Source organism: Mesorhizobium metallidurans STM 2683 (assembly GCF_000350085.1).
Classification (GTDB): Bacteria; Pseudomonadota; Alphaproteobacteria; order Rhizobiales; family Rhizobiaceae; genus Mesorhizobium; species Mesorhizobium metallidurans.
The window spans coordinates 1-14495 of record NZ_CAUM01000141.1 but is presented as its reverse complement, the minus strand read 5'-3'; the positions used below and the strand labels follow the sequence as shown (position 1 = coordinate 14495).

Here is a 14495-nt window from a genome sequence, read left to right as displayed (position 1 = left end):
CCACTAGATACGCCGCACCTTGATGGCGGCTTGGCCCGGCGGCGAGCGCCGACGAACAACGAGAGAGATGCGACATGACATCGTGGATCGAAGCGATCGGCTTCCTCGGAAGCCTGTTCACCGTGCTCACCTATTCGATGAAGGAAATGCTGTGGCTGCGCGTTGCGGCGCTCCTGAGCTGCCTTGCGTTCGTGACCTATGGCACGCTGATCGGCAGCCTGCCGCTCATCCTGATGGAGCTGACGCTGCTGCCGATCAACGCTTGGCGGCTGATCGAGCTGATCAGGCCGAGGCTCACCCAGAACTGAAACCGGGACGAGGACCCAGACATGCTTGACATGACCATGCTTGACCCAAACCTGCTCGACAGGAAGACCACCATCATCCGGCCGGCAACCGGCAAGGAACTTCCCGATCTTTCGGTCATCATTGCCAAGGCGTTCGAGACCTATCGGGGTGCGATCCCGGACCGGGCACTCTTCGAATACATCGCCCTCTCCGCCGATCTCGAACAGCACAAGGGCCGCGGCGACATCATGGTGCTTGAAAGCGCCGGCAAGATCGTCGGCAGCGTCGTCTACTACCCGAAGGCCGGCGACGAAGGGCTTGGACTGCCGGCGGGCTGGGCAGGCATCCGCACGCTCGCCGTGCATCCGTCAGCACGTGGCCGCGGCTTCGGGCGCAGTCTGATCGAATATTGCATCGATCGCGCGCGCCGGGAGGGCCACGGGACCATCGGACTGCACACCGCTGAGTTCATGAAGCATGCCGTCGCCCTCTATCGGGCGCTCAGCTTCGGACGCTGCCCGCAATATGATCTGTGGGCCTCGGACATCCTCAACATCGATCCCGCCGGCGGGGACATCCTGGTCACCGCATACAAACGCACGCTCTGACAATTCGTTCGAATGGAATTTGCCATGCAAGCTGAACTCTACCTCCTGACCTGGACGGTGATCTCGTTCTGGGGGCTCGGCCAGATCTGGCTCATCCAGATTGTCGTCTATCCGCTCTTCGCCAAGGTCGGCGCGCCGGACTATGTGCGCTACCACCGCTTCTATTCGAGCCGCATCCCGCTGCCGATCATCCTGCCCGGCTTCGCCAGCTTCCTGCTGCCGATCGCGCTGGCCTTTTACGGACCGGCCGTGCCGGCCTGGATGACGGCCGCCAACATCGCGCTCGGCATTGCCGGGCTGCTGGTGACGGTGCTGCTGGAAATCCCGCGGCATGGCGTCCTCGAAAAGACCGGCAAGAACGACGAGACGATCGACGAACTGATCCGCTACAACTGGCCGCGCACGGCCTCGATAACGCTCCAGGCTGCTGTCACCATGGCGATGCTGATCCATGTATTCGCGAGGTGAAGCCGGCGACCGCTTCGGCCCATCGTCATCCATTGACGGATGGCAAGCCTGTTGTCAGGTTAGGTTCCCCTGCGTCAGGCCGGGTATGGTCGAATGCATGCAGGCGATCCGAGGGGGGCTTGAGCATGCGACTGAACCGGAATCTCCGCCCATGGCGGATTTGGGCCTTCATCGCCGCCGTGGCGCTTTGGCCGTATGCGGCGTCGGCCGGCGACATCGCGCCCGATCGCATGGAAGCGGCCTTGTCAAAGCTCGAGGCGCTCGCCGAAGGCGTCGTTGCGGATGGCGGGGTGCCGGGTCTCGCCATCGGCGTCGTCCATGACGACAAGGTGATCTTCCTCAAAGGGTTCGGGCATCGCGAGGCCGGCAAGCCGGAGACCGTCGACGCCGACACAGTGTTCCAGATCGCCTCGCTCTCCAAGCCGGTCTCCGCCACCGTTGTAGCGGCATTGGTCAGCGACGGGATTGCTTCGTGGGATTCGAAGATCGCCGACCTCGATCCGGCCTTCCGGCTGTCCCAGCCCTATCCGACCATTGAGCTGACGGTCCGCGACCTGTTCGCGCACCGCAGCGGGCTTCCCGGCACCGCGGGCGACGACCTCGAGGACATTGGCTATGACCGGGCGGAGATCCTGCGCCGCTTGCGGTTCGTGCCGCCGTCATCGAGCTTTCGTGCCGGCTATTCCTACAGCAATTTCGGACTGACCGAGGGTGCCGTCGCTGCCGCGAAGCCGACGGGCAAGCCGTGGGAAGAGGTCGCCGAAGAGAAGCTCTACCGTCCGCTTGGCATGGCCTCGACCAGTTCGCGGCACTCGGACTTCATCAAGCAAGCCAACCGCGCCGAACTCCACGCCAAAATCAATGGCGCCTGGGCCGCGAAGGTCCAGCGCTATCCGGATGCGCAGGCGCCGGCAGGCGGCGTCAGCTCCACCGCGCGCGATCTCTCGCAATGGATGCGCCTTGTGCTCGGCAACGGGGTCTATGACGGCAAGACACTCATTGCCGCCGATGCGCTTGACCAGACACATATTCCCTTGACACCTCGCGGCAAGAACCCCGTCTCCGGAGGCGAGGCCTTCTACGGCCTCGGCTGGAATATCGAATTCGGGCGGCACGGGCTGATCTGGGGTCACGCGGGCGCCTTCAGTGTCGGCGCGCGCAGTCTGGTGATGCTCTTTCCCGAGGAGAAGCTTGGCATCGTTGTCATCGCCAACGCTTTTCCGACAGGCGTGCCGGAGGGCCTGTCCGACAGCTTCGCCGACCTCGTCTTCGACGGAACGCTGGGGAAGAAGGATAAGGTAAAAGCATGGAACGATATCTATGGAAGTATGTTCGGCCCGGTGATCGCGGCGGCCAAGGCCACCTATGCCGCGCCGCCTTCTCCAGCAAGCCCGGCCAGGCCGGCCAGTGCCTATGCGGGCCGTTACTCCAACGACTTCATCGGCGATGCGGTCGTGTCGGGCGAAGGAGACGCTCTGGTCCTCAAGGTCGGGCCCGCCGGTGCGCGGTCCTATTCACTGAAGCATTTCGACCGCGACCTCTTCCTGACCTTCCCCGATGCCGAAATGCCGGACAGGCCCTCAGCCGTAAGCTTTGTCCTCGGCCCCGACGGCAAGGCGTCGGCCGTGACGATAGAGTTTCTCGACGGCAATCATCTCGGCACGCTCGCGCGCGTCGGCGATTAGCCACAGATAGAGCGAGATGCATCTTGGACGCCAAGTGATCCACTTGGCTGCAAAATGCTCTGGGCGGCCGGTTCAGGTCGCCGGGCCGAACTGGAGCAATTTGAAGCAGTCGCCGCTGCCTGACGTCATTTGCGTCAGCACGGGTTTCGACCGGTCGATCCATTCCTGATGCGACTTGGCATCGGCCTCGATCGTCTCGACCGGCGCCAGCTTGACGAAGCCGCGCCCGTTGCTGAACAGCCAGCAGGCGCGGGCGAGAAACCGCCTGCTGCGCTGGCGCAGCAGGTCGGCGTCGTAGAATATGTCGAGCACCTCCTGCTTGATCTTGCGCGCCTTTTCGGGATTGGCGATCGCGACCTCGATCGGCTCGCCGCCGATGGCGTCCTGCAGGTCCTTGTAGTCGAGGGCGATCTGCGTGGTGGCATATTTGATGTCGCTCTCGTCGCGCACGAGGTTGAACCACAGCGTCGGGTTGAGCTCATTGACGACGAAAGACGATTCGAAATCGCGTGACAAATTGAGGATATCAAACCCCTGAACATCGACATCACGCTCCACCAGAAGAATCTGCGAGACCTGTCTGGCGAGCGCAGCACCTTGGGCGCTGACCGCGGCGTTGTTGCCGCCAATTTCCGGGCTGACATATGGGCTGCCTTGATCCAGCAGTTCGTCGAATTCGCCAAGCGATCCGGCGACGGCGCTGCCCCTGGCAATGCGCGCCGCCAGCTTGGCCAGAACCTGCTGCAGCTCGGTCTCGCGCCTGCGCTGGTCCTGATAATTCTGCTGGAAAAAGAAGATGAACAGGGAAACGCCGATGCCGATCAGGATGACGCCGAGCTGCGAGAAGATGTTGCGATAGTATTCCAGCAGCTTTTCACGATGGCGCACATCGTCGCGCACGCTGTGGGCCACGCGAAGGTTGACGATCAGCGACAGGACCAGCAGCCCCGCGCCCACCAGGATAAGGCCGCCGATGAGCAGGTAGCCATGGCCCGCGTTGAAATTCATTGTTTTGCCGAGTCCCCCCTGAAGCCCGCGCCCTGAGGGCAGACTAGTACCATTGTGCGTGAACGCCTATGGGTTCGCGGGCGATGGCGCGATTGTTCTGCGAGCTGGCATTCCGTCGCGCCCACCCTCTGTCCTGCCGGCCATTTCCCCCTCAAGGGGCAGGGCAAACGCATATGGCGCTCCCCCACTCCATCTCGGCTTCGCCGAGCCACCTCTCCCCCACAAAGTGGGGCAGAGGAAACGCCAATCGCCGTGGTCGCGGCCTTGAAAGGCCTGGGTTTCCTCTCCCCCATGTCATGGGGGAGAGGTGGCCGCGCAGCGGCCGGAGTGGGGGACAGGCGCTGCCATATGCGATTGCCCTGCCCGCAAGGGGGGAGATTGGCAGCTTCACCCATCGGGCTCATCTTGCAACGTTGCCGATTAGCGAAAGCCGAGGCGACATCCGATCTCCCCCCTCGAGGGACCCTCGAGGGGGAGATGTCCGGCAGGACAGAGGGGGCGTGAAGGAATGCGACGGGTGCCAGTCCGCAGCAAGCCGATGGTTGACCGGCCTGGCCATCCGGTCGATAGCTCCGCCAGAAATTATCCTGAGAAATCCAAATGACTTCAAACGCCAACCTTCACGACGCAACCGAGCGCGCCCGCAGCGGCGACGCCGCCTGGCAGGACGACGTCCGCCAGGGCGTGCGCCATGTCCGCGATCTCGCCCGCCTGCCGCTCTCACCCGCCGAGCGCACGGCAGCGGAAATCGCGGCCACCCGCCACAAGGTGCGCATCCCAAAAACCTATCTTGACCTGATCGACTGGAACGACCCCGCCGATCCGATCAGGGCGCAGGTCATCCCGTCGCCGGATGAGCTGGTGGAATCGGAGGGCGAGCTCGACGATCCGATCGCCGACCATGAATTCAGCCCGGTGCCGCGCCTTACGCATCGCCATGCCGACCGGGTGCTGCTGTTCCCGACCTATCAATGCGCGGTCTATTGCCGGTTCTGCTTCCGCAAGGAAACGCTGACCTCGATCGGCCGGGGCTATTCGCGCGAGGCGCTGGAGCCGGCCTTCGCCTATATCGAGGCCCACCCGGAGATTCGCGAGGTGATCCTGACCGGCGGCGATCCGCTCTCCCTGCCGGACAAGGCGCTGGCGGAAATCCGCGGCCGCATCGAGGCCATCGCGCATGTGCGGCTGCTGCGCATCCACACGCGCGTGCCGGTGGCGCTGCCCTCGCGCATCACGGCGGGGCTGGTCCGCTCCCTGCAGGGCCGGCTGATGGTCAGCGTCGTCACCCATTTCAACCACGCGCGCGAGATCACCGATGCCACCGAGCAGGCCTGCCGCACCTTGCGGCAAGGCGGCTTCGTGCTGCTCAACCAGAGCGTTCTCTTGAAAGGCGTCAACGACACGGTCGAGGCGCTGGAGGAGCTGTGCCGCGAGCTGATGTATCGGCTGGGCGTCAAACCCTATTACCTGCACCATGGCGACCTCGCACGCGGCATGGCGCACCGGCGCACGACGATTGCCGAAGGCCAGGCGCTGGCCGCCGCGCTGCGCCAGCGCCTGTCGGGTATCTGCAACCCCGTCTATGTGCTGGATCTGCCGGACGGCGGCGGCAAGGTGCCGATCGGGCCGGGTTATGTCGAGGGGCGGGACGGGGAGGCGTGGCGGATACGCGGGCAGGATGGGGCGGTGAGGGTGTATAGGGAGGTGGTTGGAGCGCCGTTCAGTCAATATAAATATTGACACTTTAGGAATTTTTGTATATATAAAAATTGACATTTTAAGTAATTAAGTCAATATATGAGTTTACAATGAGCGTCAAACAGGCTGTCCGCGAACAATATCAGGCGACGGTGAACCGCGTCCCCGTCGGCACTATTCATCTGCCTGCGGAAGGCTGGATCCGTACGGTGCGCAAGGCGCTCGGCATGTCCGGAGCGCAGCTTGCGCAGCGGATGGGGGTGACGCGCGCCCGTATCGCGCAGGCGGAACGGGCCGAGCTCGATGGCGGCGTCACGCTAAAGTCCATGCAGGCCACCGCCGAAGCCATGGGCTGCCGCTTCGTCTACGCTTTCGAGCCACCCGCTGCCATCGAGACCATCATCGTCGCGCAGGCGCGAAAAAAGGCGGAGGCGATCGTCGGCGCGGCAGCCAGGCACATGGCGCTGGAGGACCAGACCGTATCCGACAGCCGGACGGAGCAGGAAGTGTCGCGGCTGATGCGCGAGTTGATCCATGAAATGCCGGCCGATTTCTGGCAGGACAAGTGACGTCCACACATGATCATCAAGCTCGACTATCCCGAAGGCGCGACGCCGCTCGATCCGAACGAGCTTGCCGGGTTGAAGCACAGGCACATCACCACCCAAGGCGAATTGGACGAGCTGGAGCAGGCGAACATCGCCTCCGGGCTGCGCTGGCTGGCCCGGATGCGGCGCAGGGATATCCTCACCGACGGTTTCGCGATCGAACTTCACCGCCGCCTCTTTGGCGAGGTCTGGAGTTGGGCCGGCGACTTCAGGAAGACCGGCAAGAATATCGGTGCCGATCCCGCGCGGATCGCCATGCAGTTGCGTGCCGTGATGGACGATGCGCGCTACTGGGCGGAGCATGGAACCTATCGGCCTGTCGAGATGGCGGCGCGGCTGCACCACCGCCTTGTGTGGGTCCATCCCTTTGTCAACGGCAATGGCCGCCACGCCCGCATCATGGCCGACATCGCGCTTGAGAAGATCTACGGAACCGCTTCAATAGACTGGACCTTGGGCTTGGACCTTCAACGAATGAACGAACGGCGCGCGGCCTATATCGCGGCCCTCAAGGCAGCCGACAAGCACGACATCGCCCCGCTGCTGGCCTTTGTCGGGGCGGAAAAGCCGAAATAGGACCGCTACGCCTGCCTCCATCCGCCAAAAGCCGCCCCCTCCCATTTCCAGTTGATCACACCCGCAAAAACCCGCTAATTGCCTGCCGCGAGGGGTGCCATGCTGACTGTTGATGAAGTGGGAGCGATCCCGTTGTTTTCGGGGTTGCCGGCGGGTGAGTTGGAGCGGCTGGCGCGGATGGCGGCGGATCTGCATCTCAGCGCCGGGGGGTTCGCCGTGCATGAGGGCGGCGAGGCCGCGCTGTTTGCGGTTCTGGCCGGCAAGATCGAGGTGGTGAAGACTTTCGACGGCATCGAGCGGACGCTGGGCTGGCGGCTGCCGGGCACGATCTTCGGCGAGGTGCCGATTGCGCTGGGCTCGGGGTTTCCGGGCGGCTATCGCGCCGCCGAACCGTCGCGCGTCATGCGCCTCGAGCTGCAGCAATATTATTCCCTCGCCGCGGTCTCGAAGGACGTGGCGCAGAAGGTCAGCGCGCTGGCGCGCGAGCGGATGGGCGGGCTGCAGAGCATCACCGCCGAGCCGCAGAAGCCGCGCGTCACGCTGGTCGGCCATCGCTGGGACACGGCGTGCGGGGAGCTGCGCCGGTTCCTGGCCCGCAACCAGATCTCGTTCAACTGGCTGCTGCCCGATACGGCGGATGCCGAGGCGTTCTGGGCGGGCCGGCCGGCGTTCGATGGGCCCGTCGCCCGACTGGCGGACGGCAAGATCATGGAAAATCCGGCCGTGCGCGATCTTGCCATTCGCCTGGGGTTGCAGACGCGGCCGCGCGGCACCGAATATGATGTCGCCATCATCGGCGGCGGGCCGGCCGGCCTTGCCGCGGCGGTGTATGGCGCGTCGGAGGGGCTGCGCACCATCGTCGTCGAGCGCGAGGCGCCCGGCGGGCAGGCGGGCACTTCGTCGCGCATCGAGAACTATCTCGGTTTTCCCAGCGGCATTTCCGGCGACGAGCTGGCCAGCCGCGCGCTGCAGCAGGCACGGCGGCTGGGCGCCGAGATCCTGGTCACCCGCGCGGTCGCCGGCATCGATACGGCCACGCATGATCTTCATCTCGACTGCACCGATGTGGTGCGGGCGCGCAGCCTCATCCTGGCCACCGGCGTGACGTGGCGCAGGCTCGGCATAGAAGGGTTCGACCGGCTGATCGGCAAGGGCGTCTATTATGGCGCGGCGCGCAGCGAGGCCAACGCCACCCACGGACAGGACGTCTATCTGATCGGTGCCGGCAATTCGGCCGGCCAGGCGGCGCTGCATTTTTCCGGCCATGCGCGCAACGTGACGCTGCTGGTGCGCGGCCCATCGCTTGCCGACAGCATGTCGCATTATCTGATCGAGCAGCTCCGGGCGAAATCGAACGTCAAGGTCCGGCTGCGCGCGGAAGTCCAGGCCGTGCATGGCGAGACCCACCTGACGGCGATCGACATCTTGGACAAGGCTGGGCTCGACAAGACCGGCAATGAGGTGAGCCGGCACGAATGCGGCGGGCTGTTCGTGTTCATCGGCGCCAATGCGGAGACCGAATGGCTGCCGGCCGATGTGCTGCGCGATCAACGCGGCTATGTACTGACCGGCGACGACGTGAAGAAGGCCGGCGGCTGGTCGCAGGCGCGCGACCCCTATCTGCTGGAGACCAGCGCGCCGGGCATCTTCGCCTGCGGCGACGTGCGGCTAAGCCCGGTCAAGCGGGTGGCCTCGGCCGTCGGCGAGGGCAGCATGGCGATCGCCTTCGTCCACCAGTATCTGGCGCATGAGGCCAAACGGGGGAATTAGAGCTTCTCGCGCGGGCCCCCTCATCCGGCCGCTTCGCGGCCACCTTCTCCCCGAGGGGAGAAGAGACGGGCGTCGCCACTGGCGAACTCCTCTCCCCTTGGGAAGAGGTCCGATTGCCCTGAATTGCCCTTCGCAATTCGGTTGGCAATCCGGGTGAGGGGGCACTTGCCCCCTATGCGATTACCCTGTCTTGTGGGTCGGGTATGGGTACGTCAGTACAGGCCCGCACCGGTGAAGATCGTAGGCCGCAAGGCCAACCCAGAATCCGCGTCTGTCCATTATTCCCGCCCCCTCAAGTCGAGAATTCGCAGCAAGCACCGGCGAATTTGTCCAGCCTAGACGGGTCATGGATAAATTCAAGCGGGCGGGGGTCAGTCCTTTTTGTCTAGACCCAGGACGTCAGCGGCGTGAAGACAGCCCGGTGCGGCGAGACTTTCCTCAGATTGTCGCCTCGATCGGCTCGGCAAGTTTGGGGTTCGCACGCATCGCGATCAGGCAGCCGGCGATGATCAGGCATGCCCCTGCCAGCGTGGTCCAGGTAACCGCCTCGTCGAAGATGAGCCAGCCAAGCGCCACCGCCCAGATGAAGGCCGAATATTCCGTTGGGATCAGATATTGCGCTTCGGCGCGGGCGTAGGACCAGCTCATCAGGAATTGGCCGATAAGCGACAGCGCCGTCACACCGGCCAGGGGAAGCCAGAGATTGGCCGGCAGCGCGACGGCGAGCCATGGCGCGGCGAGGCCGAGGATGATTGCAATGGCGAGGTTCTGGAAGAACATGATCTCGATTGGCTTGGCCAGCAGCGCCTGTTGCCGGGCGAGCACCAGATTGTAGGCGTAGAACACAGTCGATACGAGCACGGCGGCCGTGCCAAGCACGGCATCCTGCGAATAGCTTGCCCGTCCAAACTGGCCGGCCATTATGATCACGACGCCGGCGATGCCGGCCATCGAGGCCCAGATCGCCTGCCGCCGGATGCGTTCGCCCAGCAACAGCGCGGCGAGGAAGAGGGCGAATAAGGGTGCGATGAAGCTTAGCCCGATCGCTTCCGCCAGTGGCAGCCTGGCAAGACCCCAGAAGAAACATAGTATGACGATGCCAACGATCACGGCGCGCAGCGCATGCAGCCCCAGCACCGGAACGGTTGGCAGCGAGCGCGGCCCCGCAGACCAACCCGCGCACGCGACCAAAGTCGCCAGCATACTGCGCCACAGCACAGTGTTGTAGACGCCCACGGCGATAACCAGGACCTTCATCGCCACATCCATCGCGGACAAAAGGAAGATCGCGAGCGCGCATATGAGCACCGGGATCGTCGGGGCGCCTGTCAGGCTCGATGTCTTCACGGCTGAACTCATGTGACGGGTTGCAGCCGGATATCCCAGGGCGAACGGCATGACCAGATGGCAGCCCCGCCGACATTGCGGTCCAATGCGGGCAGGTGGGAACTGCGGACTTTCGAGCCTCCGCGTCGAGCCTCTCGCAGGCGCGAATTTCGCGGTTCGCAAAACCCCTCCGTTAACCTTTCGTTAACCATGGCTCACTAGCGTTTAACCACTCAGTAAGGATTCGCCGCCAGTGACCTTTGCCGCCCCCCTCGAGGCCAAATCCATTCGCTTTCGCGCCCGCTCCTTCGTCGCCTTCACGCTGACGCCGGAGGCGCCGCTTTCGGAGTGGCTGGAGAGCCTCGATCGCTGGATCGGCAATTCGCCGGGCTATTTCACCGGCCGCCCGGTGGTGCTCGATCTCAACACGCTGAAGCCCGAGGTGAGCCAGATCGAAACGCTGGTCGTCGAGCTCGGCCATCGCGGCATCCGCATCTACGCCATCGAGCTCGACGGCGGCGCGGCACTTGGGTCGCACCTGCCGCCGGCGCTGATCGGCGCCAAGGAGGCGACATCGGACGGTCTGCTGGCCGGCGCCAAGGCTGCCGCGGGCAAGCCGGAAGAGGCGAAGGCGGACGAGGCCAAGGAGACGCGGCTGGGCGGCGATACGCTGATGGTCAAGACGCCGATCCGCTCGGGCCAATCGATCTTCCACGCGCATGGCGATGTCATCGTGCTGGGTTCCGTCGCCTCCGGGTCAGAGATCGTCGCCTCCGGCTCCATCCATGTCTACGGCACGCTGCGCGGACGCGCTTCGGCCGGCGTGCTGGGCAATTCAGCGGCGCGCATCTTCTGCCGCAGGAACGAAGCCGAATTGCTCTCGGTGGATGGCTGGTATTGCACCGCCGAGGAGATGGAAGCTTCGGTGCGCGGCAAGGCGGTCCAGGCATTTCTCGACAATGACACGCTGCGCATCGCGGCGCTCGGCTGACAAGACAACAACAAAGGAGGCATTTTTCATGGGCAAGGTAGTGGTGGTCACGTCGGGCAAGGGGGGCGTCGGCAAGACGACCTCGACGGCGGCACTGGGCGCCGCGGTCGCCAAGACCGGCAAGAAGGTGGCCCTCGTCGACTTCGACGTCGGCTTGAGGAATCTCGATTTGATCATGGGCGCCGAGCGGCGCGTGGTGTTCGACCTGGTCAACGTCATCCAGGGTTCGGCAAAACTTTCGCAGGCGCTGATCCGCGACAAGCGGGTCGAGACGCTGTTCCTGCTGCCGGCCTCGCAGACGCGCGACAAGGACGCGCTGACCGAGGAGGGCGTCGGCGAGGTGATCGAGCGGCTGCGCTCGGTGTTCGACTATGTCTTCTGCGACAGCCCGGCCGGCATCGAGCGCGGCGCGCAGCTGGCCATGCGCTTTGCCGACGAGGCGGTCATCGTCACCAACCCGGAAGTCAGCTCGGTGCGCGATTCCGACCGCATCATCGGCCTGCTCGACGCCCGCACCATGAAGGCCGAGCAGGGCGAGCAGATCGCCAAGCATGTGCTGGTCACCCGCTACGACGCGGGACGCGCCGCGCGCGGCGAAATGCTCAACATCGACGATGTGCTGGAAATCCTGTCGACGCCTCTCCTGGGCATCATTCCCGAGAGCCAGGACGTGCTCCGGGCCTCCAACCTCGGTTCGCCGGTGACGCTCAGCGAACCCCTGAATTCCGCCGCCCGCGCCTATATCGACGCGGCCAAAAGGCTCGAGGGCGAGGACTTGCCGGTCGTCGTGCCGTTCGAGCGCAAAGGCTTCCTCGACCGGCTGTTGGGAAGGAGGGCGGCATGAACCTGCTCGAACTCTTCAGGCGGCGCGGCAGCGCGCCGGTGGCGCGCGAGCGGCTGCAGGTGCTGCTCGCCTATGAGCGCCGCAACCGCAGCCAGCCAGATCTGGTTTCCATCCTGCGCGAGGAGATCATGGCGGTCATCGCCAAGCACGTGCAGATCGACCAGGATTACCTCAAGGTCTCGATGGATCGCGGCCAGACGATGTCGACGCTGGAGATCGACATCCAGATCCCCAACAAGAGCGCAACCCCGCTGGCGATGGCGGGGTAAACTGCCCACTCGCGCCTGATCTTGGGCGGGGAGGCGGTGCCTTACCGGCCCCGCCTCTGCCGATCCGAATGGCAGCACTGTTGCCTTGGTGGAGCGGCGCCGGCCTTCCGCGCCGCTATCCCAGCCACCACCAGAGCAAGCCAAGCACCGCCACCACCCCTGCCACCGACAGGCCCAGCATGATGTAGGCGCCCTTGATGACGTCGCGGATGATCTTCTTGACGCTTTCGCGGTCATTGAGGTTCGGGAACGGCTCGGCCGGTTCCGCCACTCCGACAAACCGGCACAGCGGCCCCCAGCCATCGGTCACCTTGAACACCAGAAGTTTCTCCGGCGGCACGGCTGCCTTCACCTCCTCGGTGTAGGCGTTGTAGCGCGCGACCGCCTTGTCGCGGTCGCCCATCACGCCGGCCAGCGCGCGGCCCCAGATCAGCTTGCCCGACATGTCGCCGAATTTTGCGCCGAACGGCGTCAGCCATTCCAGGATCTTGAACTGCCAGACATTCTCGGTGAAATAGATCGTGTCGATCGTGCTGTCGTACCAGGCTTCGGCGCCGCGCGGATGCAGCGTCAGCAGCACCTTGGCATCGGGATTTGCGGCCAGCAATTCCTTCCACACGCAGCAGCCCGGATTGTCGACCGTCGCCGCGTAGTTGGCAAACACCCGGTTCCAGTCATGCTTGCTGCCCGGCGGGCTGTTCGCCACCAAGCGCCAGAAGTCGAGATGGCCCTTGTTGGCCTTGTTCAGGATCACTTCCTGCATGTGATAGCAGGGCAGGCCGAGCCGATTTAGCGCGGCAAAGGTCGACCATGTGCCGGTGCGGCCGAAACCGGCGCCGATAAGCTTTAGCGTCATTCCCTGTACCCCAATCGGAGCGCCTCGCGTCCTGGACGCGCAAAGGGCGCTCCGCACCTTGAAGCCGCATCGTGCTTTCGAAAACCGATTCCGATTTCGGGGCAGATGCGATGGACTCGTACTCTTTTATGTCAGTCCACGGCGATTATGGTGCGCCCAGACGCGTCGGCGCGCAACGAATTTCCATCATCTCGGCCCGTAACAGATTTTGCTGCTTTTTTGAGTGGGCCAGCGGAAGCCAGGGAGCGTCGCGACCGGCGAATGCCACGAATCATTAGGAATTGTTGAAATGTCTTCAGGCCCGTTAACCAATAGACCTGATGGTCTAGACCTGATGCGCGTAGTTAGGCGCGGACTTGTTAGGTTCTGGGAACGTGCATTGGACGTTCCGTTACTTTAGTCAAACAATATATATCGCTCTGATACTTATGGGCTAGGGGAGGGCCGATGTAAAACGTTGCCCGCGGCTTGCCGACCTCGTCCCGGTGGAATGCCGATGCTCCTGGCCGCGCCGGTTGGTGGTTCATATGGACACTGGCCGATGGCAGCCTGGGGATGTAAAAGCCGTCCGACGACAGGCGGCAAGGCACCATCGAGATACGGTCGAAATGTCGTCGAATGAGGAATGCCATGGCTCTCGACGCTTCCGGACCGCCACGCGTGATCCTTTTGCTTGGCAGCGCGCCCGATGTGGTGCGCTGCGAGACCTGGCCAAAGCAGAGCTTCAGCAAGATCGTCGCCATCAACAATGCCTGGCGCGTTCGGCCCGACTGGGATTTCCTCGTCCATGCCGGCGATTTTCCGCCGGACCGGCTGCCCCGGGGCGACGTCCTGCGGCAGGCTGAGATTTTCAGCGCCGCGCATTACGTGCCTGCGCAAAACGCCTTTGGCGGCTTCGTCTATGCCGGCGGCACCATGGCGATGACGGCCGCCTACTGGACGATCCACAGCCAGAAGCCCGACGTGCTGGCGTTCCTCGGCTGCGACATGATCTACGACCAGCCCGGCAACACGCATTTCTACGGCATCGGCCGTGCCGATCCGCTGCGTGACGACCCGACGCTGCGCAATCTCGAGGCCAAGTCGGCGCGCCTGCTCATCCAGGCGCTCAAGCGGGGCTGCCTGTGCGTCAACCTGTCCAACCTGCCACGCAGCCGGCTGATCCTGCCTAAGTTGACAGTCGATGAATTGAGCGGCCTTTCCCATTCGAGGATTGCCGCAATGAAGGCGAAGATCCTTGCCGGCATCGAGCTCGACAAGGCCGACAGGGCCGAGGAAATCGAACAGGATCTCGGCTATTTCTACGAGGACGGTATGTACTGGAAGCATCTCGATGAGATCGACGAGACATATCTCGCCGATATCGACCGGCTATGGATGTCGGCAGTAGAGAGGGCGCCTGACAAAGCTGCCGATCTCTCCCACGAGGGCAGGACTATCGCAGATCGGAAGTCGAGGCTTTCGCTCTACGATGTACCCCCACCCTAACCCCTCCCCGCT

The 14495-nt window shown here is 63.9% G+C and carries 15 protein-coding genes; 12 read left to right on the top strand and 3 right to left on the bottom strand.

What is annotated here, in order from left to right:
• Positions 1–74: 74 nt before the first annotated feature.
• From MESS2_RS23385 to MESS2_RS23370, 4 genes are all read left to right on the top strand, one after another.
• Complete coding sequence (locus tag MESS2_RS23385) at positions 75–308, top strand: YgjV family protein (protein WP_008876970.1); 234 nt, start codon at positions 75–77, stop codon at positions 306–308.
• Between the two features lie 21 nt (positions 309–329).
• Positions 330–896: a GNAT family N-acetyltransferase gene (locus MESS2_RS23380; RefSeq protein WP_008876969.1), complete on the top strand. Its 567-nt coding sequence runs from the start codon at positions 330–332 to the stop codon at positions 894–896.
• Between the two features lie 24 nt (positions 897–920).
• Positions 921–1364, top strand: coding sequence for a hypothetical protein (locus tag MESS2_RS23375; RefSeq protein WP_157357799.1), 444 nt, complete (start codon positions 921–923; stop codon positions 1362–1364).
• A 125-nt stretch (positions 1365–1489) separates the two neighbouring features.
• Positions 1490–3049, top strand: coding sequence for a serine hydrolase (locus MESS2_RS23370; RefSeq protein WP_008876967.1), 1560 nt, complete (start codon positions 1490–1492; stop codon positions 3047–3049).
• A 72-nt stretch (positions 3050–3121) separates the two neighbouring features.
• Here the strand turns inward: MESS2_RS23370 and MESS2_RS23365 are convergent, their stop codons facing one another.
• Positions 3122–4057, bottom strand: a complete 936-nt coding sequence (locus MESS2_RS23365; protein WP_008876966.1) for a hypothetical protein — start codon at positions 4055–4057, stop codon at positions 3122–3124.
• Between the two features lie 600 nt (positions 4058–4657).
• Here MESS2_RS23365 and MESS2_RS23360 point away from each other — a divergent pair.
• From MESS2_RS23360 to MESS2_RS23345, 4 genes are all read left to right on the top strand, one after another.
• Positions 4658–5797, top strand: a complete 1140-nt coding sequence (locus tag MESS2_RS23360) for a KamA family radical SAM protein (protein ID WP_008876965.1) — start codon at positions 4658–4660, stop codon at positions 5795–5797.
• A gap of 68 nt (positions 5798–5865) precedes the next feature.
• The gene (locus MESS2_RS23355) at positions 5866–6324 is read left to right on the top strand and encodes a mobile mystery protein A (RefSeq protein WP_008876964.1); all 459 of its coding nucleotides are present in this window, start codon (positions 5866–5868) and stop codon (positions 6322–6324) included.
• A 9-nt stretch (positions 6325–6333) separates the two neighbouring features.
• Positions 6334–6939: a mobile mystery protein B gene (locus MESS2_RS23350; RefSeq protein WP_008876963.1), complete on the top strand. Its 606-nt coding sequence runs from the start codon at positions 6334–6336 to the stop codon at positions 6937–6939.
• A 99-nt stretch (positions 6940–7038) separates the two neighbouring features.
• Entirely contained in the window at positions 7039–8709 is a 1671-nt protein-coding gene (locus MESS2_RS23345; RefSeq protein WP_008876962.1) for an FAD-dependent oxidoreductase, read from the top strand.
• 438 nt (positions 8710–9147) lie between these two features.
• Here the strand turns inward: MESS2_RS23345 and MESS2_RS23340 are convergent, their stop codons facing one another.
• On the bottom strand, positions 9148–10068 hold the full coding sequence (locus tag MESS2_RS23340) for a DMT family transporter (protein WP_040593861.1): 921 nt from the start codon (positions 10066–10068) through the stop codon (positions 9148–9150).
• Positions 10069–10288: 220 nt separating this feature from the next.
• Between MESS2_RS23340 and minC the strand changes: the two genes are divergently transcribed.
• The 3 genes from minC to minE are packed head-to-tail and all read left to right on the top strand — an operon-like array spanning position 10289 to position 12139.
• Positions 10289–11026: a septum site-determining protein MinC gene (minC, locus tag MESS2_RS23335; RefSeq protein WP_008876960.1), complete on the top strand. Its 738-nt coding sequence runs from the start codon at positions 10289–10291 to the stop codon at positions 11024–11026.
• 28 nt (positions 11027–11054) lie between these two features.
• Entirely contained in the window at positions 11055–11870 is an 816-nt protein-coding gene (gene minD / locus MESS2_RS23330; RefSeq protein ID WP_008876959.1) for a septum site-determining protein MinD, read from the top strand.
• Entirely contained in the window at positions 11867–12139 is a 273-nt protein-coding gene (gene minE, locus MESS2_RS23325) for a cell division topological specificity factor MinE (RefSeq protein ID WP_008876958.1), read from the top strand. The genes minD and minE overlap by 4 nt, the downstream gene beginning before the upstream one ends.
• A 115-nt stretch (positions 12140–12254) precedes the next feature.
• On the opposite strand, the gene MESS2_RS23320 is transcribed toward minE, so the two are convergent.
• A complete protein-coding gene (locus MESS2_RS23320) occupies positions 12255–12995 on the bottom strand; it encodes a sulfotransferase family protein (protein ID WP_008876957.1) in 741 nt (246 codons plus the stop codon).
• 630 nt (positions 12996–13625) lie between these two features.
• On the opposite strand from MESS2_RS23320, the gene MESS2_RS23315 reads away from it, so the two are divergent.
• A complete protein-coding gene (locus MESS2_RS23315) occupies positions 13626–14483 on the top strand; it encodes a hypothetical protein (RefSeq protein ID WP_008876955.1) in 858 nt (285 codons plus the stop codon).
• Positions 14484–14495: the final 12 nt, after the last annotated feature.